Source organism: Sutcliffiella horikoshii, from assembly GCF_019931755.1.
Taxonomy (GTDB): Bacteria; Bacillota; Bacilli; order Bacillales; family Bacillaceae_I; genus Sutcliffiella_A; species Sutcliffiella_A horikoshii_E.
Window position 1 is genome coordinate 2,576,882 of the sequence record NZ_CP082918.1, and the last position, 19,062, is coordinate 2,595,943.

Here is a 19,062-nt window from a genome sequence, read left to right on the forward strand (position 1 = left end):
GTTCCTCCATTTACGTTCAATTTTCCGCTCACTATAGAATAGCATAAATTATTCTTAAAATTAATTATACATTTTTTCCCTTTATTGATAATTTACATGATATAATTCTTTAAAATTCATTTCCGGGGTGAAACCATGATAAACCAGAAATCAGAAGTTAAAATGTTTCTTACTAATTTAATGAAACAAAAAGCCACCACTACTAAACTTGCCATCATTCTTCCTGGAGCCGGCTACACATCTCAAGGTCCTTTGTTGCATTTTTCTTCAGGACACTATTACAAACAGGGATTTGATGTCCTTCAAGTCAATTACCGGTTTAGCGATGCGGAACTTAATCCCTTTGATGCAGAAGGGTTTTCTGCAAATGTTTTACATACGTTGGAAGAAACTCTAAAAGAAACAGCTTATGATCAATGTTTTATTGTGGCAAAATCAATCGGGACCATAGCATTTGCAAATCTATTGAAACACCCCACCTTCCATAATGCTTCTGCCATATGGTTGACTCCACTGCTGCATCGGGATGATGTGTATCAAGCAATGCTAAAGAGTGAAAATAATTCATTCTGTATAATTGGAGATAAAGATTTCTGTTATCGTGAAGACCGATTTGCAAACCTAGAATCTAATCCATCATTAAAAACACTACTTATACCAAATGGAGATCACAGTCTTGAAAATAAAGAGGATATACTAGGTTCTATTGATATGCTTAAGAATGTTATAGATGGTGTAATCCAATTTTCAAACTAAATACCTCACAGTACAAGGCGCTTCTTGTGCTGTTTTTTTATGAGAAACTAGTAAAGTATTATTGACACTATGTTAATAATACTTTACATTTAGTATATAAAATTTAACACAGAGGAGAACCATATGCTTTGTAATCGGGTGAAGGAATTAAGGGCTAGACACGGCTTTTCTCAATCAGATTTAGGTAGCTTAGTCGGCGTAACTAGGCAAACAATCGGTTTTATTGAAAAAGGAGAATTTTCGCCATCCATTGCTTTGTCTTTAAGGCTTGCCAAGCATTTGAAAGTAAAAGTGGATGAGTTATTTTGGTTAGAAGGAGAGGATGAAGAAAATGAATAAAGATTTACGGATACAGCTTCCACTTTGGACAATCGCATTTTGCATTCTTTTGATGCCTTTAACATTTAGTCTGGTTCATTTAATTGATTTAATGATAAATAATTTTGATGCTTTTTTCGTTGTAAACGGCTCAGAAACTTCCTTTAATTGGGGCTTATTTTCCATTCAACTCTTCATGGTCAGTATCTTATTAGTTATCTTCTTCTATATTGCATTTTATCGTAGGTATAGAAAACATAATAAGGAGAATCCTAGTGAAAAACTGTCCTTCTTTGTTTTATATAAACCTGGTGAGATACTTGAAGATGATGAAATGCTTCAACAAGTATCCAAAAATGCAACGAAAAAGGTATACATACTTTTTGCAAATGCACTTCCGATACTTGCCTTTCTGATGGTTATCCCTCTTCACCGATCTGTATTCATTATGGCGATCTTGCTTGTTATTATCTTTCAGAACCTTCTTTTTTACAATGAAATCAATCAATACTATTCTGGCAATTATACATTCGGCAAAAAAGATAAAAAGACAGATCAAGAACTCTCGAAAGCGAATAAAAGAGTTGTTCGAGGGATTGCGATTGTTAGTCTTACTATTGTAGCTTTATCTATAGGCAGAATAGCTCAAATTCATTCTAATTCTCAAAGTATCCTACCTCAGATGGAAGCTTGTATGGATGAAGGTGGCACCGCTGTTGTTGAAAGTGGCAGCATATGGAGCCTAACGAAATTCACATGCGAATAGGCATTGCTCAGCGCAAAGCCTATTTTCTTTCCAATATGCTTTTTATTTGATCTGTATACATTCTATCTAAACTTTCCGTTGTGTAATGGAAATTCTCCATGCTTGATTCTTTAGTAATCCCCATTTTTATTAAACGGGTATCAAGCTTATTCAGAACAAAGGTCGGATGTTCATCTTCATTGTCATAACCGCCGGCTTCATCATTTAAATCTATTATTTTTCCATCCATTAACTCAACCTTGTAATAGAAATCACCTCTATTGTGTGTGAAAGGAAGGTAAAATTTATACCCTCGAACGCCAGCATCTATTTTCACTACATCACTAAAATCATACTTCTTGCCTTGTGGGTGCAGGAATGAATAATCAATGATATTCTCCTCTGTTATTACGGTGACTGAGGAAAAAACAATATAGAAACCTATAATATTAGTTGCAATGAAACCAATCCTTAGAGCCTTACGTTTTCGTGTGATCTGGGTCTTTTTCCTATGTTTTCTAAAGAAAAAATAGAAGAATACTAGAAATAGATAAAGGACTATAATAATGATAAATCTAGAGTATGGATATTTAAAAATCCATAAAATATAGTTATCAGGTACAAAAATTGTGTATTGAAGAAATCCTATTAAGATAAATATAGAAAAACTTAAAAATAGAACCAATATAAATCCTAATATGTATACTAAAACTCCACCCGCTACTTTCAATTTCATTTCCCCATTCTAAAAAAATCAATATCAACCAATAAAGGAACCAATAAAATTAGCCAACCCCTGAATCCCCCGATGAAATTGAATAGAACCTGCTACGATGATACAAGACATACCTATGCCACTCATCAGGCCCGTAAATATTCGGAGGAAATTGTTGCTTACTCTCCAGCCCCGGACCTGTGAGGAACCATCCACAACCATTGGAATGTTCAGTAAAATACCGAATAGAATCATTTTAAAAAATGCGATGTCTGCTGCTAGCCATAGTAATGGAATCACAGCAAGGTAACCGAGCAATATCGACATACACCTGTAGCACATAGGGAATTGCCTGCCCCCTATGACAAGTGAGCGATCTTTTCTTTTATGGCACGGAAAAAAACGCAAAGTGATAACTGCATGAATGTATTCATTCATATGCTTTAACCCTTAATTAAATGGATTGCAATCACAGTCTGTGCAATCCAACCCGCTTGATTTGCCTGAAGACGTTGGAAATGGAATATCACAATAGAGACAATCCCATACCCCGCCACTTTTCTTTTTCTTATCTCGTCTTTTCATATAGTAATGGATGCTCGCAAACAGTCCGATCATACTAAGTACAAGAAAAATGATACTAGCTATCATCTCTGCTGTTGAACTGGCTACAACAATGCCATAAATACTACCAATTGAAGTTATACTTAATAAAGCCCATAGAATAAAAATCATCTGCAACCCTCTTTTTGTAATTAGTTGAACCCCACTCCATACAATTCTTTTCTTATCTTGAAAATCCTGCTTCTATTTGTCGAATATGTATCTTTCTTCCTATTATTTTAGTTCGTACTCCAAGTCCTTCCGCTCATTTTTTGAAAATCTATTCTGAAAGCGTTCCCTTTTCAGATAGAATAGATGGGGAGATATCTCCTAATTTATTCAAAAGGAGTGTTGAAATGAGAAGGTTGGTGATTTTATTGTTAGTAGCATTGCTAGTTGTACCAATATCCGTGAATGCTGGCACGATTGGTGGGAAAGACAATCCAGGTGGTGTGCCAGGTCAGTGGTATGTGGGGGATACACCAAGTAACGTCGATCCAAACAAACCGGTTCTTGTATTTGTTCACGGAATTAACAGCTCATCAAAGACTTGGTGGGAAAACAATAATATGTATAAAACAGCCTTGAATAACGGATATGAAACGGCGTTCATTGATGTTCATCCTGATAAGAATATGTGGGACAATGGTGCCATCATTAATAGTCGAATCCGTGATATATCCAATCATTTCAACCAAAAGAAGATAGTGATAGTTGCGCATAGCAAAGGCGGAATTGATGCTCAGAACGCCCTTGTTCATTATGGAGCGCATCCTTATGTTTCGAACCTCATCACTCTGTCCACCCCTCATTATGGCTCACAGCTTGCAGACCTCGCTTACAGTGGCTGGGCTGGTTGGCTTGCAAGTATTCTTGGAAGTAAAAATGATGCAACCTACTCGCTTCAGACCGGTTATATGAATAGCTACCGACCTCAAATGGATAATCATGCAAATAGAAACCGAAATAAAATTTATACCCTAGCAGGAACTAGTTGGGGCGGGTTCGGATCTGCTCTTTATTGGGGTGGATTATACTTAAGTTCATATGGATCTAATGATGGTGCTGTCACAGTTAATAATTCCCGTTTAACCTATAGCACACAAGTCAGGGTAAGCAACTGGAACCATACCACAGTCCGTGAAGGAGGTACCTTCCAATACTTCCGCCCGTATTTGACTACTACACAAACAGCCGGCTTTGCACTTGGAGAGGCAGCGGCAACAGTCGAACCGATGGAACAGGAGCCAATCAACATAAGTGCCCTTCACCGTGGCGGCCAGTTCCAAAAAGAAGTGAAACAAACCTTTACAGTGGAGGAAAATGTACAAAAAATCGACCTAGATTGGCTGAGCGACAAGCAGACGAAAGATATTGAGGTGATTAGTCCCTCAGGAAAGGTGTATTCGACCTTTGTACATTCCATCGATCAGGAAATTTTCAAGGGTGGCCACCACCACACTTTCCAAATCCCATCACCTGAAAAAGGACAATGGACCGTTAAAGCTAAAAAAGATAAAGCTGCCTATTTAATGACTGTTGGCTTCCATACAGATCTTAATGAGGAAGTAGTACTAGAAGATTCTACCTTTGAACTGAAGAATAAAGGGCAGAAAGTGAAAAATATGAATGTGGATGTCAAAATCAATAAAGACGGGAAGGCTAAAGCAGAATTCGGGATGAAGGTTGCCAATAAAGGGAAGGTTGATGTGGACTTTAAAGAAGAAGGTGTCTACACTATCACGCTTGATGTCAAAGGTACCACAAAAGACGGAAATCCATTTGAACGGACAATCGTGAAATCTGTTTATGTTGATAAGAACGGCAATCGATATTGATTTGACAAAGTGCTCTTCCTCATTGGGAGAGCACTTTTTACATTAATCTAATTGTACTTTTCGAAATTGATGGAAGACTGCTAGACCAATAAGTAAGATCCCCACCAATAATTGTGACATCATAAAAACCTTTGCACCAGAGGTTGGAGATCCGGATAGTAACCCTGCTCCGACAAGTAAAATAACGCCTAGGATACTAACAAATAAATTCTGTTTTAATCCGGGCTTGAGCAAATTCTGACCAATTGCAAAAATCATATAAATAAAACTTACCATCATGATTATTGGAAAAATCGGCTTGAATTTAATAGAGTATACAAAGTAATCTAGTTGAGAAATATTTCCCCTCTCCACTTCCCCATCATGTATCCAAGAGGTAAATACTGCAGTGTGTTTCCATTCAAAAGAATTATCTACCAACTCGCTCCCTTCATACCATGAAGCAAAAATCGCGATACAAAAAAACATTATTGCTAAACCAAATGGAATGGTTCTTTTATAACTCATAAACATCCCCCTTTTTTCAAATGTTCCTATAAAAATAAACGAATCTGATAATGAAAAAGTTCAATTGTGCTGTTTAATTATTTTTGCGATAGGGAACTACTACAACATTGAGGAGGTTCACCTATGAAGAAAACAATCATCTATGCTGCCGCCTTAATTGTGGTTGCTCTTATCGGGGTAGATTTTTATAGTGGCTATCAAGAAAATACAGAAACAAACGAACCTGATCATTCACCAAAGACGATGGTCACTCTAGGTGACTCATTAACATATGGAGTCGGGGACAAGTCCGGTGAAGGATACGTGGATAATTTGGAGAAGCTAATCCAGGAAGAGAAAGACGCAAACGTTAAAGTGAAAAACTACGGAATCCCGGGTCAAGAGTCAGACGGTGTTGTAAAACAAGTGAAACTTACAAACATTCAAAAGGACATTCGCAATGCTGATTATATTATTCTCTTTATTGGCACCAATGATCTAATTCAAAGCAATGGCGGTGACTTAAAAGGAATCAATGAGGAAAAAATCAAAGAAGGCGCTGTAAAATACGAAAAGAATGTTAAAGAAATACTAAAATCAATTCGTCAAGAAAACAAAGACGTTCCGATATTATTTCTCGGGCTATATAACTCCTATCCAGATTCTACTGAACATGAAAATATCATTGTCAAGTGGAATGAAAATAGCCAAAAGATGGTCGATGACTATGAACGCATTAAATTCATTTCCACCAATGATCTTTTCAAGGAAAAATCAAAAGAATATTACAGTGATTCCTTGCATCCTAACAAAAAGGGATATGATTTAATTACTAAAAAGATTATTGATGAATATGACTTTTAAGATTGAAAACGCTCAGGATTGAGCGTTTTTTAATTAGTGCTCATACAGACTAAGTAATCCCTCACATTTGCAATAGTGAAGCTGTCCCCTTCAAGAACTAATTGATTTAACAGGTGAACATGCCCTACCCCATATATGACTAATAAAAGATCATTATCGCAAGCTAGACTTTTTATGTTTTTATAGATTAGTAAATTGCGATAATACCAGTAATTGGCGACCCACTTAGCGCCAATTGGATTGTCATTCTCTCCTATCATCGCAATATCCATATATAATTGATGATTGTTTCTCACTTGTTGAGTTTCATTCAAAAATAAAAGATATTCCCTTATTGTTGTAGTATGAGATTTTTCATTGGCTTTCGCTATCATTTTTTCTATATCTCTGAATATTTGCTTAGAACTATGCGTTTCATGCTTTTGCATGTATCCGAATATATCTAGACCACTTTCCTCTTCGTTCCAATCTACTGCAAATACATTTGAGTGACCTAACTCTTTTGCTAGTTGAAACCCGATTTGATGTCGTTCATTAGCCGATAATTCAAAGTTTCCAGCTAAGTATTCTCGATACTCTTCTGTTAATTTAAAGTGGTGTTTTAACGGATACTCTAATACTATTTTGGTAGGAGAGTATCCTTTAAGGCAAGTTATAACGTTACCTATCTCCAGTTGTTTACGTTGGGAGAAAATGTCCAACTCTTCCGTTTTTCCATAATCATGTACAGCAGACTTTTCAAAATGATCGGTTCCTAATATCATGATTGAAGGTTTATTGACCATTAACTTTCTCCTTTACCTGTTTTAGTTTCATTGCTATTAAATAAAGCTTTATCACTATCCGTGATTCAATTCAAAGTGTTCTTCATGTAGCTGAATGAGGGTTAAATCTTTGTTTAGCTCCTTAATCTTTAATGCTAAACTTTCCACCCCAAATATCTCAGTAAAGGTATGGCTTCCAACAAGTAGATTTACACCTGCAAACTTGGCATATTGAATGGTATATAAACTTGACTCTCCAGTTATGTATGTATCGCAACCATAATCAAGGGCAAATTTTATATGGTCAGTTGAATGACCTGCGCCAGTTAACACCCCTACTTTCTTTACCTTATCCTCATGATTTTTCCACGCTCTTACAGGCTCGTCCAACTCCGTGCTCATTCTTTCTACAAGGCACTCAAAACTTTTAGCTTCGTTAAACTCACCGATACCAGGTACACTAAAATTCTTGTACTCGGAAAAACGAATGATGTTATCAATACCAATTTTATTCATCAATGAAGTGCATGTACCAAAATCAATGTAATCCAGTGGACCATGGATCCAGAAATGGCTGATGTTATACTCTTTTAATCTCTTTATACATTCCTCTTTTAACCCATATATAAAGTCCCATGTGTCATGGTGAGTTATGATTAAATAGACCTTTGCGGCTTTTGCCTGTTCAATCACTTCGATTGAAAGATTGGTCGAATACCCAATTGTCTTTATTAAGGTATTGGAGGTATTAGTGAATCCGTAATCGTCATCAAACTCCTCCAATAACTCTCTAGGAAAAAGCTCATGAATCATAGTTTTAAATTTTGTGATTTCCATAAAATCCCTCCCTCTGCATATACCAATTATTTCAAATTATAGTCATTAACTCAATACTAATTTCCCAAAATCATAATCTCTTGTCATTAATTGTCATTCGGATTTTCATATTGGCGATGAGGACCTCTCTCCTCCTTATTTTTCTTCACCGAGGTCTTCATAACGTCAATGAGGACCTCTCTCCTCCTAATTTATCGTCACTGAAGTCTTCATAACGGCGATGAGGACCTTTCTCTTCCTAATTCCTTGTCACTGAGGTCTTCATTACCGCGATGAGGGACCTTTCTCCTCCTGATTTCTTGTCACCAAGGTCATCATCGCGTCGATCCAGTATTACCTTGAAGACTAACCACTATTAAACAATTAAAAATTTAAAAGCAGGCTTCATTCGTAATGGAATAAAACCTGCCACGATCATTATTTTAAATTTCTAACTCACGTAACATCTTTTTCCTTGAATAAAAGTAATACACCGTCTGTATTAGTAAGTAAACTCCAGAGATGCTTGCAAAATGAACTAGAAATTGCGGATTCTCCATGATTCCACCAATATCCTGTGCAAAGGAGAAAACATAAACATACGCCAAACTGCATCCTAGTAGCGGAGTAAAGAAGAACAGCACACTCATTTCCTTTGAAACAAGCTTCCTTATCTCTCTTTTAGTTATCCCAATCTTAAATAGCTTTTTATATTTGGCTTTCTCCTCTTCTGTGTTGGAGAAGATGTTCAGGTATAAAAGGATGAAGGATCCAAAGAAGAAAAGAATGCTGATGAAGGTGGTGACAAAGAACATGATTTTCGAAGAGCTTCTAAGGTGATTGTAATCTACCACTTTGGATACTGGCTTCAAAATCTGTTTTGTTTCTTCCACATCATAGACCTCTCGTACACTTTCCAATGGAGGGGTAGACTTGTTGATTTCCTCCAATCTGTTTTCCAAGTCCTCTGAAATTGCTTCTGTTAATTTCCAGTCGGCAAAGTTTAAAAGATGCATCTTAACCTCATCTCCAATTAGATCCTTGCTTAACTGTTGAAACACCGTATCATTGACAACCAATATGGAATAAGGTGTATATCTATGAAAGTTTAACTGCTTATCAATGATAGTTTTTTTAAGAGAATATTTAAACTGAGCATCTCCATCTTTAAATTCAAGACCGTTATCATATATGCTATCGCCTGAAGTAGCTCTTGAATCCATATTAATCCAATCAATGAACTGATCCTTATTTAGCACCTCTTTGGTTCCAATAATTCTATTAAAATCAGATACTGGCATAAAGGTATGTTCATAATAAGCATCATCCAAGTATGGGTCATCCTGATAGTAAATGTACATTTCCACCGTGTCATATTTTTTGACTGGGTTTTCAGGCTTATTCACTATTTCATACAATGCTTCTTTGGAGAGTTTATTTTTTGTTTCTGTTTCAACATACGCCATATCATATGGATGGTCATCCATCACCTGCTGCTCTCCCATGGAATTAATGATCAATATGGTCGTGCTGTAAAAGATGGTAACCATGCTCATAATTGTCACAAGAAGCATGATGGCCGTAAGCTGTTTGAATTTATATTCCAAACTACTTAAAGTAAGGAGCTCATTGTAATAATAAGGTTTACGCTTCCTTGCTAACTTCATAAAGAAACTCATTCCTTGAGACAGTGCTACATAAAGGCCCATTAGTATGCCTAAGGTACTCATGAGAAGGTATCCACCCGCATCCACAGACATGGATGGTATGGAAAATGTACAATAAAGCAGCACAGCACTGCCACTCACCATAATTACTCCCAGCAGACCAAACACCGGACTCCGATGCTTGATGGTGTCTGCCACTCGATTACTTTTCATAATTTGGGATAACGTCTTTGTTAGTGTCAGGTAAAGCGTGATGAAAACCGAAATGAGGAAAATACCAAGGTAAGCACCGATCGAATAAATAAACATATCCACCGAAAGATTAAATGGGATCTCGCCTAATCCGGTTATATTTATGAAAAGCAAAAAAATCAATCGAGAAAACACCATCCCAGATACAATTCCAGTAACGATGGAAGCAACGGCAATCAAAGCGTTCTCTAATAATAAAAGCCTGGCTATATCCCATTTCGACATTCCAAGTGTCATCAGAAGACCAAATTCTTTCTTCCGTCTACGTGTAAAAATCCGATGGGCATAGGTAATGAAAAATACGGTAAACAATACAAGTCCCACACCAGGGATAGTGAGAATATCTCTTATACCTTCCATTACTTTAACCCCTTCATTCGCTTGATTAAAATAAATGGTGGAATACATGAAAAAGAACAACACCGCAAAGCTGTTACACAAGTAATAAAATAAGTACTTGCCCCTGTTACCTTTTGCCATTTTCCAAACGAGTTGATTAAATGTCATGGCTCCTTCCTCCCAATACGGCAAGATTGTCCATGATTTGGTTTAAAAATTCTTTTCTGTCCCCTTTTCTTACTATATAGGAATCTATTTTTCCGTCTTTAATAAAGACAACCTTCCGGCAATAGCTTGCAGCGAATACATCATGCGTTACCACAACGACTGTCGTTTGTAACTCGGCAACAATCTTTTCGAAGCACTCCATAATAACAGTGGAAGATTTGGAATCTAAGTTACCAGTAGGTTCATCTGCGAAAATGATGGTTGGGTCATTCACTAGTGCACGGCTGACTGCCGTCCTTTGCTGCTGCCCGCCTGAAATATTAAATGGATATTTGTTTAAAATACTTTTAATGCCAAACAACTCGGACAATCCCTTAACCTGTTCCTCCATTTCCACCACTGATTTCTTTTCCAACACCATTGGAACAAGCATGTTTTCTTTTACGGTCAAACTGTCTAATAGGTTGAATTCTTGAAAGACAAACCCCAGTTGTTTTCTTCTGAATAGGGCTAATTCATCTCCGTTCATTTCACCAATTTCTTTTCCAGAAATATGAACCTTCCCAGATGTTGGGGCGTCTATTCCACTCATCATATGAAGCAGAGTCGTTTTCCCGCTACCCGACGGACCCATGATGGCTATGAATTCCCCCTTGTTTATGGAAAGGTTTACACCATCGATTGCAGTTGTTGCTCCTTCCGCACCGGCATCCCCATATATTTTCACTAATTTACTAGCTTCTAAAATTGTTTCCCCCATATTAAACCCTCCAAAAATCAAATAAGGATGTAAACTCATCCCTTTCTATATCTCAATTTTACTGAGTACCCAAAACATTTGCCTTAGAACAATACGAAAAATACCTTACATTTTTGTAAGGTATCGAATCGTGACGGTTGTGCCTTTTGATACTTCCGATTCTATCGTAATCCGGTGGTTCAAGCGGTCTGCAATTCTCTTGCAAAGGTATAGCCCAATTCCCGATGAATTCTGATAGTCCCTTCCGTTTTCACCAGTAAAAAATGCCTCCAACACTCTTTCCAAATCATATGACGGAATCCCGACCCCTTCATCTGTAATAGAAAGAATGGTAACCTCTTCTTCTTGTTTTACATGAAATCTTATCTTTTTGCTTCCGTCTTTTCCGCTACAGTATTTAATGGCATTGGAAATGATTTGATCAAGCATGGTTTCATTCCATTTCTGATCCGTAATAATGAAAGCAGCTTCTTCCTCACTATCAAGAACTGGGAAAGCAGATTGATAGATAAACTCACTTTTTCGATTATTGATCAACTTCCGTAATGTTGAGATAAGGTTCATTGTTTTTATATCCAAATCATTCTCAAAGCTGTCCATTCGAATCATGGTCAATCCTTGTTCAATGGCTGAATGAAGTCGTTTATTTTCATGTTGTAACTTTTGGAAGACTTCTCGATCACCTTGTAACTTCTTCTCATTCTGAATGATTAAATCCGTGACAGATACTGGAGTCTTCAGATGGTGCATCCAGTGGGATAAGAAATACAGCCTTTCCTTATTCTTTTCGTTCTGCTCATTTTTTTCTCTGGTATGTTCATGGTTTAGTTTCTTAATCCACTTATAAAAAGCCCTTTGTTCTTCTGTGTATATTTTAAACTCAGCATGCTGGTTTTCTATCGCTCCATTTACCTGATAATAGCGGGATCCATCAATGAGAAGGTAAACAATTAGAAGAAATATCCCTACAGAAAAAGGATACAGGATCTCTGTGTTTGCTGGCTCACTCAAATGAAAAAAAGTGATGACAGAAGCCATATTAAAGAGATAGAACGAAATCAGCAGCGATCTATCTTTGAAGAATCTCTTTAGTATCCTCTTATCCATTTGTTTTGCCTAACCGGGACGGAATACTCAGCATATAGCCAACGCCTCTTTTACTTGTAATGACATTTGGAAGTCCAAGAGAAGCAAGTTTTTGTTTGATTCGCGTAATATTAACCGTCAATGTGTTGTCATCGACAAAGGTTAACGAGTCCCATACTGCTTCTATCAGTGCTTCTCTAGGGATATAGGTATTGTGTTGTTCCATTAATTTTTTCAACAATATGTATTCATTTTTACTCAACTCTTGCCTCTTCCCTTCAAATTGGACTGCAAGAGTTTGACTATCTAGTTTCAAGCCATCAATAGATAATTCACCTGTATCTGTTGCTGCGTATTCTCCGTACACCCTTCTAATCGTTGCTTTTACTTTTGAATGTAACAGTTCGAATGTAAAGGGTTTTGTTATGTAATCATCCGCTCCAAGTTCCATCGCCATAATTTGATCCATCTCAGTACTTCTTGCAGAAATGATAATGATTGGCACAGTCGATTGTTGGCGGATGCTTCTGCACAAAAAATAGCCGTCATAGTATGGTAGATTGATATCTAATAAAACAAGGTCGGGCTGTGCTGTCGCAAAACTTTCCATAATACGTTGGAAATCTGTCGGCTGGTCTATCGTGTAGCCATATCTCTCCAAATGGTCTCCTACAAGCTCACTTAACTGCCTATCGTCTTCAATAAGCATGATCTTATGCATATTTCAAAATCCCCTTTTATTTAGCTGTAGCTATTTTATCTATATTTTACCATAGAAAATATCAGCGGCTCGTTTTATAAAGAATCTACATTTCTTTCCATTGGGAAAATGAATGCTTTTTTCTATTATAATTGCAGTCTTTTATTCTGAATTTTCCCAATATAAATTCTTCTTTTAATATGCTAAATTATTCTTGTGTTACCAATTGAGAGGAGATGAGCATGAGGATGAAGAAAAAGAATCAATCCAAGAAAGTATTTTTATCCGTTTTATCAGCAGCAACTATTCTATCAACTGTTGCGCTAAGCAGTCCATCAACTGGGGGAGCTAGCAGCTTTGAACTAGATTTCAAGGGAGTCAGCAAGATAACAGAAATCAAGTCGGTTTCTAAAAACGGCAAAACTGGTGAAGCTTCTTTTCTAGCAGATACTGAGAGTGTCAAAATACCAAAAGGTCTTCAAAAGAAATTAGAAGTGGTGCCGAAAGACAATAGTCTTTATATTGTTCAGTTTGATGGTCCTATTTTAGAAGAGACAAAAAAAGAGTTGGAGTCTACTGGAGCTACAATCGTTGATTACATACCAGACTATGCTTACATTGTGGAATATAAAGGTGATGTTGCAAAGGCAACAAACGGCATCGCTCATTTAGAATCGGTAGAGCCGTATCTTCCTCTTTATAAAGTAGATCCACTATTGTTCACGAAAGGCGCTTCTGCTTTAGTAAAAGCTGTGGCACTTGATGCAAAACAAAACAATAAAGAAATCAACTTTAAAGGCATAGACGAAATTGTAGAATACGCTGCTAACAATAATGTTCTTTATATCTCTCCTAAGCCGGAGTATAAGGTGATGAATGATGTCGCGAGAGGGATTGTTAAAGCCGATGTTGCCCAGAGCAGCTATGGATTATATGGACAAGGACAAACCGTCGCGGTGGCCGATACAGGTCTTGATACCGGTCGTAACGACAGCTCTATGCATGAGGCTTTCCGCGGAAAAATTACCGCTTTATATGCATTAGGAAGATCCAATAACTCCAACGATCCAAATGGTCATGGAACGCACGTTGCCGGATCCGTACTTGGAAACGGTACAAGCAATAAAGGGATGGCACCGCAAGCAAATCTAGTATTCCAGTCCATCATGGATAGTAGTGGCGGATTGGGCGGCCTTCCATCCAACCTGAGCACATTGTTTAGCCAAGCGTACAGTGCCGGAGCAAGAATTCATACGAACTCATGGGGTGCTGCGGTAAACGGCGCTTACACGACAGATTCTAGAAATGTCGATGACTATGTTCGTAAAAATGACATGGCCGTTCTTTTTGCAGCTGGAAATGAAGGGCCAAACAGCGGGACTATCAGTGCACCGGGTACTGCGAAAAACGCAATCACAGTCGGAGCTACAGAAAATTATCGTCCAAGCTTCGGATCTTATGCAGACAACATCAATCATGTGGCACAATTCTCTTCCCGAGGACCTACTCGTGACGGTCGTATCAAGCCGGACGTAATGGCGCCAGGAACATTTATTTTATCCGCACGTTCTTCCCTTGCACCGGACTCCTCGTTCTGGGCAAACCATGACAGCAAATATGCCTACATGGGCGGAACTTCCATGGCAACACCGATTGTAGCTGGAAACGTGGCTCAATTACGTGAACACTTTATTAAAAACAGAGGCATCACACCTAAGCCGTCTTTATTGAAGGCAGCTCTTATCGCTGGTGCAACCGATGTGGGTCTTGGATTCCCGAATGGCAACCAAGGTTGGGGACGTGTAACGCTGGATAAGTCTTTAAACACAGCATTTGTGAATGAGACAAGCTCCCTGTCGACAAGCCAAAAGGCAACCTATTCTTTCACAGCAACTGCAGGCAAGCCACTTAAGATCTCTCTAGTATGGTCTGATGCTCCTGCAAGTACATCCGCTTCTGTGACGCTAGTAAATGACCTTGACTTGGTGATTACTGCTCCGAACGGAACGCAATATGTAGGAAACGACTTTACGGCTCCTTACAATAATAATTGGGACGGCCGTAATAACGTAGAAAATGTGTTTATCAATGCTCCACAAAGTGGAACATACACGGTAGAGGTTCAGGCATATAATGTACCTCAAGGACCACAGGCGTTTTCATTGGCGATTGTGAACTAAATTTGAAATTCTGGGTAGACCACTGCGACCGAGAGGCTAAGGACTTTCGGTTGCGGTGGTTTTTTCGATTTTTCTTTCACTAACACCATCTACCAAAATAAAAAAGCACCTGGGAGCATGACGACTCCTAATAAAAGAGCCGCTCCTCCCAGATACTTTCATTCAATCAACCTATTCTTCGTTTGATTCCTCAGTATTCGTTTCGTTTTGTTCCATATTCGTTTCGTTGTTGTTCATTTCTTCATTCTCAGCGGCGCATCCAGTTGCAAGAGCTAGTAATAAAACGGAAGATGATAAAGCCAATAACATTTTTTTCATGATTGAACTTCCTCCTTGAGCTATGCTTGTTTTAGTGGACTACAAGATTAATCTTACAAGAAATCCGAACAAAAGGAAGTTAATTTACCAATAATTCACAACAATTAAACATTGTTTACGCACGCTTTACATCCCCTAAATATCAGTCGTCTGACTCCTCTAAAATCACCTCGTCCACATGATGTTTCTTCATTTTATTTCGAAGCTTGCGATTTTCTTTGGATTCAAACACTATGTCCATATCATAGTCTTCTGTATATAAATCCTCCGCTTTGATATAGAGGGAAAGTCGCTTATGGTTAAAGGTTTCTAAGCGTCCTTTTACCATTACTTGCACATCCCCTTTCTCATCAGCAGGTTTATAGACGATACCGAACTCACCAATAGATGGGATCTTTACATTGTCTCCTTTCTTAAAAATGATTTCCGGTTTTGTTTTTTCTTTTTCTGGATGCTTCATTTTTCTCACATACTTTTGATTCATCGCTAGTTGTCTGTCTAGCTCATGTCTTGACCTATCCGATTTGTCGCTGTAATTTTTTGTTTCTTTATACGTTATTTGGTGTGCCCGTTCAATCAACTTGGGATGCATGCCGAGACGCAATGCAATGGCAAATGCCTGACTTTCCCCACCTTTTCCAACGATAAGTCGATAGGTTGGTTTAAGTGTCTCTACATTAAATTCCATCGAACCGTTGCAGAAACCTTCCTGTTCATTCGCAAACTCCTTGATTTCACTATAGTGGGTGGTGGCTAGCATCGTGGTCCCTTTGTTATATAGCTCTTCTAAAATAGAGGTTGCAAGACCCATCCCTTCTGCCGGGTCTGTTCCGGAACCGAGTTCATCAAGCAACACTAATGTCTGAGGTGTAGACTCTGCCAAAATTCCAATGATGTTTTTCACCCTGGATGAAAAGGTACTTAAAGACTGTTCAATACTCTGTCCGTCCCCGATATCAACCAACACTTTATGAAAAATTGCTATCTCGCTCCCTTTTTCAGCAGGGATATGCATGCCACATTGGGCCATTAGCGTCAAAAGTCCAACAGTTTTAATCGTCACCGTTTTTCCGCCAGTATTGGGACCTGTAATAACGAGCGCATCGTAATCCTCACCAATCACTAAGTTTAAAGGTACTGCATTTTTTCCTAGTAACGGATGTCTCGCGCCTTCCAAGCGAATTACATGGTGTTCATTTATCTGCGGTGCTGTTCCGTCAAGCATTAAGCTGTGCTTCGCTTTGGCAAAAATCACATCATAGCTGACCATTAAATCCATCGCCAATTTAATTTCTTTTTCATGCTCATGGACCAATCCAGTCAGCGCAAAAAGGATTTGCTCTTCTTCTGCCTCTTCTTGGAACTTCAGCATACTGATCGAATCTTGGATGATGCTGATTTCTTCTGGCTCCATATACACGGTGGAACCGGAAGCAGATACATCGAGAACCGAGCCCTTTATATTGTTTTTGTACTCTTTTCTTACCGGTATGACATACCTGCCGTTCCTGGTACTTACCAGGTTTTCTTGTAGGTACTTACTGTATTTGATCGACTTGACAAGCTGCTCGATGCGGCTCTTAATGCGCTCTTCCAAAGTAGCTATCTGCTTTCTTACTTTCAGCAGCTCCTTACTCGCATAATCGTCTACCCTTCCATTTCGAATGCATCGGATTATTTCTTCTGCTACATGAGTGAGCTCGGTAACAGAGTAAATGTAACTTGTGATGACTGGGGCTGCGTACTCCTTGTCTTTCATAAAACGTTTGAGTTTTTCAATGGTATCCAGGAAATCATGTAGACCCATCAGCTGATCTGGCCTGAATGCAATTCCCTTGTGAAGATTTTTAAGAATATACTCAATTCCATGAAGACCGTGAATGGGTACGCTTGAACTAATGGCAAGTATCTTCTTTCCTTCTGTTACTTCGTTCAACCATGCTTCAATCTGTCTTTTATTTATGGATGGTTCCAATCCCAAGACAGCGTTTTTCCCAGGCTCTGATATTGCAAAGGATGCCACGTCTTTCTTTAAATCTGTAAATTGTAAAGCTTTCATTGTTTCGTTATTCACTGTTTTTTTCCTCCTAGTAATTAGTAAGCAGTTTGGTGGATGTAGCCACTAAAACCGTGCGAGGAAATGATAAGAGCAGGGCTATAACTATTTTTGCATATAAAAAACACAAAGAACAACACTCGTCCTTTGCGTTTTGAATGGTAGTTTTTAAAATTGAATGCACGATAGGTAGAAAAATACCTATACTGATGCTGTAACTATCATTTTATGGAGCAGGCGCAAACCCGTGTTCTTAACATTTCGCTATGAGAAAAAAAGCGTACTCAAACAGAGCTCGACGCTGTCGAACTTTTCTCTCATATCGCACGTATTTGATTACGTTTAGTTAAGAACTACCTTTTCCATAAAACAAACTCCTTCTTGTTTGAAGATACTTCCATTATAATGGATGCGCTTTTGAAAGTCACGCCTAATTTTGTATGTCGTTCCGCTTATTAATGATCAATTTCTTTGTTTTCTCATTAACATAGGCGTAGAGGATGTCCTTGACATCAATTTGTCGAATCGTTAAATGGTCGATCAGCCACTCCTTGGATCTCTCCAGTAGCTTTAGATTTTTATCTTGAATTTTCCCATCAATGATAACCGAAATAGGTAATCCCTCATCATCAATAGATATTTCAAGATGCTGGACTGTCACAGGAGTGTTTTCCGGCTTTGGAATAATGCTTATCTCTCCAATCGGTTCTAAAATAGCATAGTCAATGTCAGAGATTTTCGGATACCCTTTACTTCTTAGGATGGAAAGCATCTGGGCGATGGAAACCATTGATTTTTCCATATTATCCTCTACTATTTGTCCGTGCTTAATCAGGATTGTCGGCTCTCCCAGAAAGAAACGGTTGCCCCATTGCCAAAGTGTCAGCTTCGAAAAAACTATGTGAATGGTAACGAGCACAGCAAGAGCACCGAGCGTCGGTAGGTATTCTGTACTGATTAGTGGTTCTGATGCTACCGTTCCCACGATAATAATCGCTACCAGGTCATACGGAGTCATCTGTACGATCGTGGATTTCCCCATTAATCTCATAATGGCAATCGTAATTATGTATATCGTCAATATTTTCAAGATTAAAATCATGGTTAACTCCTCATATCTCTTTTCGAAATATGATGTCCTGATTTCCTGATAATATCCTCGGATTTAGTTGCTTACTATAAGATGTTCCGTGGTTTCAGGTATTTCTTTTAACGCCTTCTTCAAAAATTCGGGGTATAAGAGTACATCTTCTAGCTCAGAGATTGGTACCCATTCATAAACCAATCTTTCTCCTTCTATCCCATGAAACTGCCCTTTAGTAAGGTCTTGTTTATCCTCGGTTGAAACAAGATAGTAAAGGCCTATTTCGTGCACTTTTTTCTCGCGGTATTCAAAGAAATTTTCAACGATCCAAACCAATCTTTCAATATTTACGGATAGATCCAGTTCTTCTTTAAATTCGCGTTGCAGACTGAGGGGGGATGCTTCGTTCATTTCCACTCTTCCTCCTGGCAGCGACCAAATTTTGTCCCCGCTTGCTCTGTGCACGAGGATATGTCCGTCCTGTATCCAGACTCCTGCCACTCTGTAATTGAAAACAGCTTTTTCTGTATGGAAAACAACATCCATT

The 19,062-nt window shown here is 38.3% G+C and carries 20 protein-coding genes; 6 read left to right on the forward strand and 14 right to left on the reverse strand.

The features are described from left to right. Positions 1-135 precede the first annotated feature (135 nt). From K7887_RS13230 to K7887_RS13240, 3 genes are all read left to right on the forward strand, one after another. Positions 136-756, forward strand: coding sequence for an alpha/beta hydrolase (locus K7887_RS13230; protein WP_223489769.1), 621 nt, complete (start codon positions 136-138; stop codon positions 754-756). A gap of 123 nt (positions 757-879) precedes the next feature. Next, positions 880-1,095 carry a helix-turn-helix transcriptional regulator gene (locus K7887_RS13235; protein ID WP_010194276.1) on the forward strand — a complete coding sequence of 72 codons (216 nt, stop codon included), beginning with the start codon at positions 880-882 and terminating at the stop codon, positions 1,093-1,095. Beyond that, positions 1,088-1,840 carry a hypothetical protein gene (locus K7887_RS13240; protein WP_223489770.1) on the forward strand — a complete coding sequence of 251 codons (753 nt, stop codon included), beginning with the start codon at positions 1,088-1,090 and terminating at the stop codon, positions 1,838-1,840. The genes K7887_RS13235 and K7887_RS13240 overlap by 8 nt, the downstream gene beginning before the upstream one ends. A gap of 19 nt (positions 1,841-1,859) precedes the next feature. On the opposite strand, the gene K7887_RS13245 is transcribed toward K7887_RS13240, so the two are convergent. The 3 genes from K7887_RS13245 to K7887_RS13255 are packed head-to-tail and all read right to left on the reverse strand — an operon-like array spanning position 1,860 to position 3,269. Continuing rightward, complete coding sequence (locus K7887_RS13245; RefSeq protein ID WP_223489771.1) at positions 1,860-2,555, reverse strand: hypothetical protein; 696 nt, start codon at positions 2,553-2,555, stop codon at positions 1,860-1,862. Positions 2,556-2,579: 24 nt separating this feature from the next. Next, complete coding sequence (locus tag K7887_RS13250; RefSeq protein WP_223489772.1) at positions 2,580-2,972, reverse strand: DUF2085 domain-containing protein; 393 nt, start codon at positions 2,970-2,972, stop codon at positions 2,580-2,582. 12 nt (positions 2,973-2,984) lie between these two features. Further along, on the reverse strand, positions 2,985-3,269 hold the full coding sequence (locus K7887_RS13255) for a hypothetical protein (protein ID WP_223489773.1): 285 nt from the start codon (positions 3,267-3,269) through the stop codon (positions 2,985-2,987). 224 nt (positions 3,270-3,493) lie between these two features. Between K7887_RS13255 and K7887_RS13260 the strand changes: the two genes are divergently transcribed. After that, on the forward strand, positions 3,494-4,975 hold the full coding sequence (locus tag K7887_RS13260; protein WP_223489774.1) for an esterase/lipase family protein: 1,482 nt from the start codon (positions 3,494-3,496) through the stop codon (positions 4,973-4,975). A 42-nt stretch (positions 4,976-5,017) separates the two neighbouring features. Here the strand turns inward: K7887_RS13260 and K7887_RS13265 are convergent, their stop codons facing one another. Beyond that, positions 5,018-5,482: a YjdJ family protein gene (locus tag K7887_RS13265; protein ID WP_223489776.1), complete on the reverse strand. Its 465-nt coding sequence runs from the start codon at positions 5,480-5,482 to the stop codon at positions 5,018-5,020. A 123-nt stretch (positions 5,483-5,605) separates the two neighbouring features. Between K7887_RS13265 and K7887_RS13270 the strand changes: the two genes are divergently transcribed. Continuing rightward, positions 5,606-6,325 carry a DUF459 domain-containing protein gene (locus K7887_RS13270; RefSeq protein WP_223489778.1) on the forward strand — a complete coding sequence of 240 codons (720 nt, stop codon included), beginning with the start codon at positions 5,606-5,608 and terminating at the stop codon, positions 6,323-6,325. Positions 6,326-6,354: 29 nt separating this feature from the next. Here the strand turns inward: K7887_RS13270 and K7887_RS13275 are convergent, their stop codons facing one another. From K7887_RS13275 to K7887_RS13300, 6 genes are all read right to left on the reverse strand, one after another. Further along, the gene (locus K7887_RS13275) at positions 6,355-7,110 is read right to left on the reverse strand and encodes a DUF5694 domain-containing protein (RefSeq protein ID WP_223489780.1); all 756 of its coding nucleotides are present in this window, start codon (positions 7,108-7,110) and stop codon (positions 6,355-6,357) included. A 54-nt stretch (positions 7,111-7,164) separates the two neighbouring features. Then, positions 7,165-7,926: a Nif3-like dinuclear metal center hexameric protein gene (locus K7887_RS13280; protein WP_223489781.1), complete on the reverse strand. Its 762-nt coding sequence runs from the start codon at positions 7,924-7,926 to the stop codon at positions 7,165-7,167. A 422-nt stretch (positions 7,927-8,348) separates the two neighbouring features. After that, the gene (locus K7887_RS13285) at positions 8,349-10,331 is read right to left on the reverse strand and encodes an ABC transporter permease (RefSeq protein WP_223489782.1); all 1,983 of its coding nucleotides are present in this window, start codon (positions 10,329-10,331) and stop codon (positions 8,349-8,351) included. Beyond that, positions 10,321-11,091, reverse strand: a complete 771-nt coding sequence (locus K7887_RS13290) for an ABC transporter ATP-binding protein (protein WP_223489783.1) — start codon at positions 11,089-11,091, stop codon at positions 10,321-10,323. The genes K7887_RS13285 and K7887_RS13290 overlap by 11 nt, the downstream gene beginning before the upstream one ends. 105 nt (positions 11,092-11,196) lie before the next feature. Further along, positions 11,197-12,198, reverse strand: coding sequence for a sensor histidine kinase (locus tag K7887_RS13295; RefSeq protein ID WP_223489784.1), 1,002 nt, complete (start codon positions 12,196-12,198; stop codon positions 11,197-11,199). Further along, positions 12,191-12,898 (reverse strand): response regulator transcription factor, encoded by a 708-nt coding sequence (locus tag K7887_RS13300; protein ID WP_223489785.1) that lies wholly within the window; start codon positions 12,896-12,898, stop codon positions 12,191-12,193. Before K7887_RS13300 ends, K7887_RS13295 begins: the two co-directional genes overlap by 8 nt. A gap of 221 nt (positions 12,899-13,119) precedes the next feature. Here K7887_RS13300 and K7887_RS13305 point away from each other — a divergent pair, with 221 nt between their 5' ends. After that, a complete protein-coding gene (locus K7887_RS13305; RefSeq protein ID WP_223489786.1) occupies positions 13,120-15,057 on the forward strand; it encodes a S8 family serine peptidase in 1,938 nt (645 codons plus the stop codon). A gap of 171 nt (positions 15,058-15,228) precedes the next feature. On the opposite strand, the gene K7887_RS13310 is transcribed toward K7887_RS13305, so the two are convergent. From K7887_RS13310 to K7887_RS13325, 4 genes are all read right to left on the reverse strand, one after another. Further along, the gene (locus K7887_RS13310; protein WP_223489787.1) at positions 15,229-15,375 is read right to left on the reverse strand and encodes a hypothetical protein; all 147 of its coding nucleotides are present in this window, start codon (positions 15,373-15,375) and stop codon (positions 15,229-15,231) included. Positions 15,376-15,517: 142 nt separating this feature from the next. Beyond that, the gene (locus tag K7887_RS13315) at positions 15,518-17,449 is read right to left on the reverse strand and encodes an endonuclease MutS2 (protein ID WP_223489788.1); all 1,932 of its coding nucleotides are present in this window, start codon (positions 17,447-17,449) and stop codon (positions 15,518-15,520) included. A gap of 412 nt (positions 17,450-17,861) precedes the next feature. Beyond that, entirely contained in the window at positions 17,862-18,533 is a 672-nt protein-coding gene (locus tag K7887_RS13320) for a DUF421 domain-containing protein (protein ID WP_223489790.1), read from the reverse strand. Positions 18,534-18,596: 63 nt separating this feature from the next. Further along, complete coding sequence (locus K7887_RS13325; protein WP_223489792.1) at positions 18,597-19,061, reverse strand: NUDIX hydrolase; 465 nt, start codon at positions 19,059-19,061, stop codon at positions 18,597-18,599. Position 19,062 lies beyond the last annotated feature (1 nt).

Excerpts from the sequence above, each read along its gene's own strand:
- K7887_RS13230 (WP_223489769.1), top strand. The coding sequence starts at position 136 with ATGATAAACCAGAAATCAGAAGTTAAAATGTTTCTTACTAATTTAATG.
- K7887_RS13235 (WP_010194276.1), top strand. The coding sequence starts at position 880 with ATGCTTTGTAATCGGGTGAAGGAATTAAGGGCTAGACACGGCTTTTCT.
- K7887_RS13240 (WP_223489770.1), top strand. The coding sequence starts at position 1,088 with ATGAATAAAGATTTACGGATACAGCTTCCACTTTGGACAATCGCATTT.
- K7887_RS13245 (WP_223489771.1), bottom strand. The coding sequence starts at position 2,555 with ATGAAATTGAAAGTAGCGGGTGGAGTTTTAGTATACATATTAGGATTT.
- K7887_RS13250 (WP_223489772.1), bottom strand. The coding sequence starts at position 2,972 with ATGAATGAATACATTCATGCAGTTATCACTTTGCGTTTTTTTCCGTGC.
- K7887_RS13255 (WP_223489773.1), bottom strand. The coding sequence starts at position 3,269 with ATGATTTTTATTCTATGGGCTTTATTAAGTATAACTTCAATTGGTAGT.
- K7887_RS13260 (WP_223489774.1), top strand. The coding sequence starts at position 3,494 with ATGAGAAGGTTGGTGATTTTATTGTTAGTAGCATTGCTAGTTGTACCA.
- K7887_RS13265 (WP_223489776.1), bottom strand. The coding sequence starts at position 5,482 with ATGAGTTATAAAAGAACCATTCCATTTGGTTTAGCAATAATGTTTTTT.
- K7887_RS13270 (WP_223489778.1), top strand. The coding sequence starts at position 5,606 with ATGAAGAAAACAATCATCTATGCTGCCGCCTTAATTGTGGTTGCTCTT.
- K7887_RS13275 (WP_223489780.1), bottom strand. The coding sequence starts at position 7,110 with ATGGTCAATAAACCTTCAATCATGATATTAGGAACCGATCATTTTGAA.
- K7887_RS13280 (WP_223489781.1), bottom strand. The coding sequence starts at position 7,926 with ATGGAAATCACAAAATTTAAAACTATGATTCATGAGCTTTTTCCTAGA.
- K7887_RS13285 (WP_223489782.1), bottom strand. The coding sequence starts at position 10,331 with ATGACATTTAATCAACTCGTTTGGAAAATGGCAAAAGGTAACAGGGGC.
- K7887_RS13290 (WP_223489783.1), bottom strand. The coding sequence starts at position 11,091 with ATGGGGGAAACAATTTTAGAAGCTAGTAAATTAGTGAAAATATATGGG.
- K7887_RS13295 (WP_223489784.1), bottom strand. The coding sequence starts at position 12,198 with ATGGATAAGAGGATACTAAAGAGATTCTTCAAAGATAGATCGCTGCTG.
- K7887_RS13300 (WP_223489785.1), bottom strand. The coding sequence starts at position 12,898 with ATGCATAAGATCATGCTTATTGAAGACGATAGGCAGTTAAGTGAGCTT.
- K7887_RS13305 (WP_223489786.1), top strand. The coding sequence starts at position 13,120 with ATGAGGATGAAGAAAAAGAATCAATCCAAGAAAGTATTTTTATCCGTT.
- K7887_RS13310 (WP_223489787.1), bottom strand. The coding sequence starts at position 15,375 with ATGAAAAAAATGTTATTGGCTTTATCATCTTCCGTTTTATTACTAGCT.
- K7887_RS13320 (WP_223489790.1), bottom strand. The coding sequence starts at position 18,533 with ATGATTTTAATCTTGAAAATATTGACGATATACATAATTACGATTGCC.
- K7887_RS13325 (WP_223489792.1), bottom strand. The coding sequence starts at position 19,061 with ATGGATGTTGTTTTCCATACAGAAAAAGCTGTTTTCAATTACAGAGTG.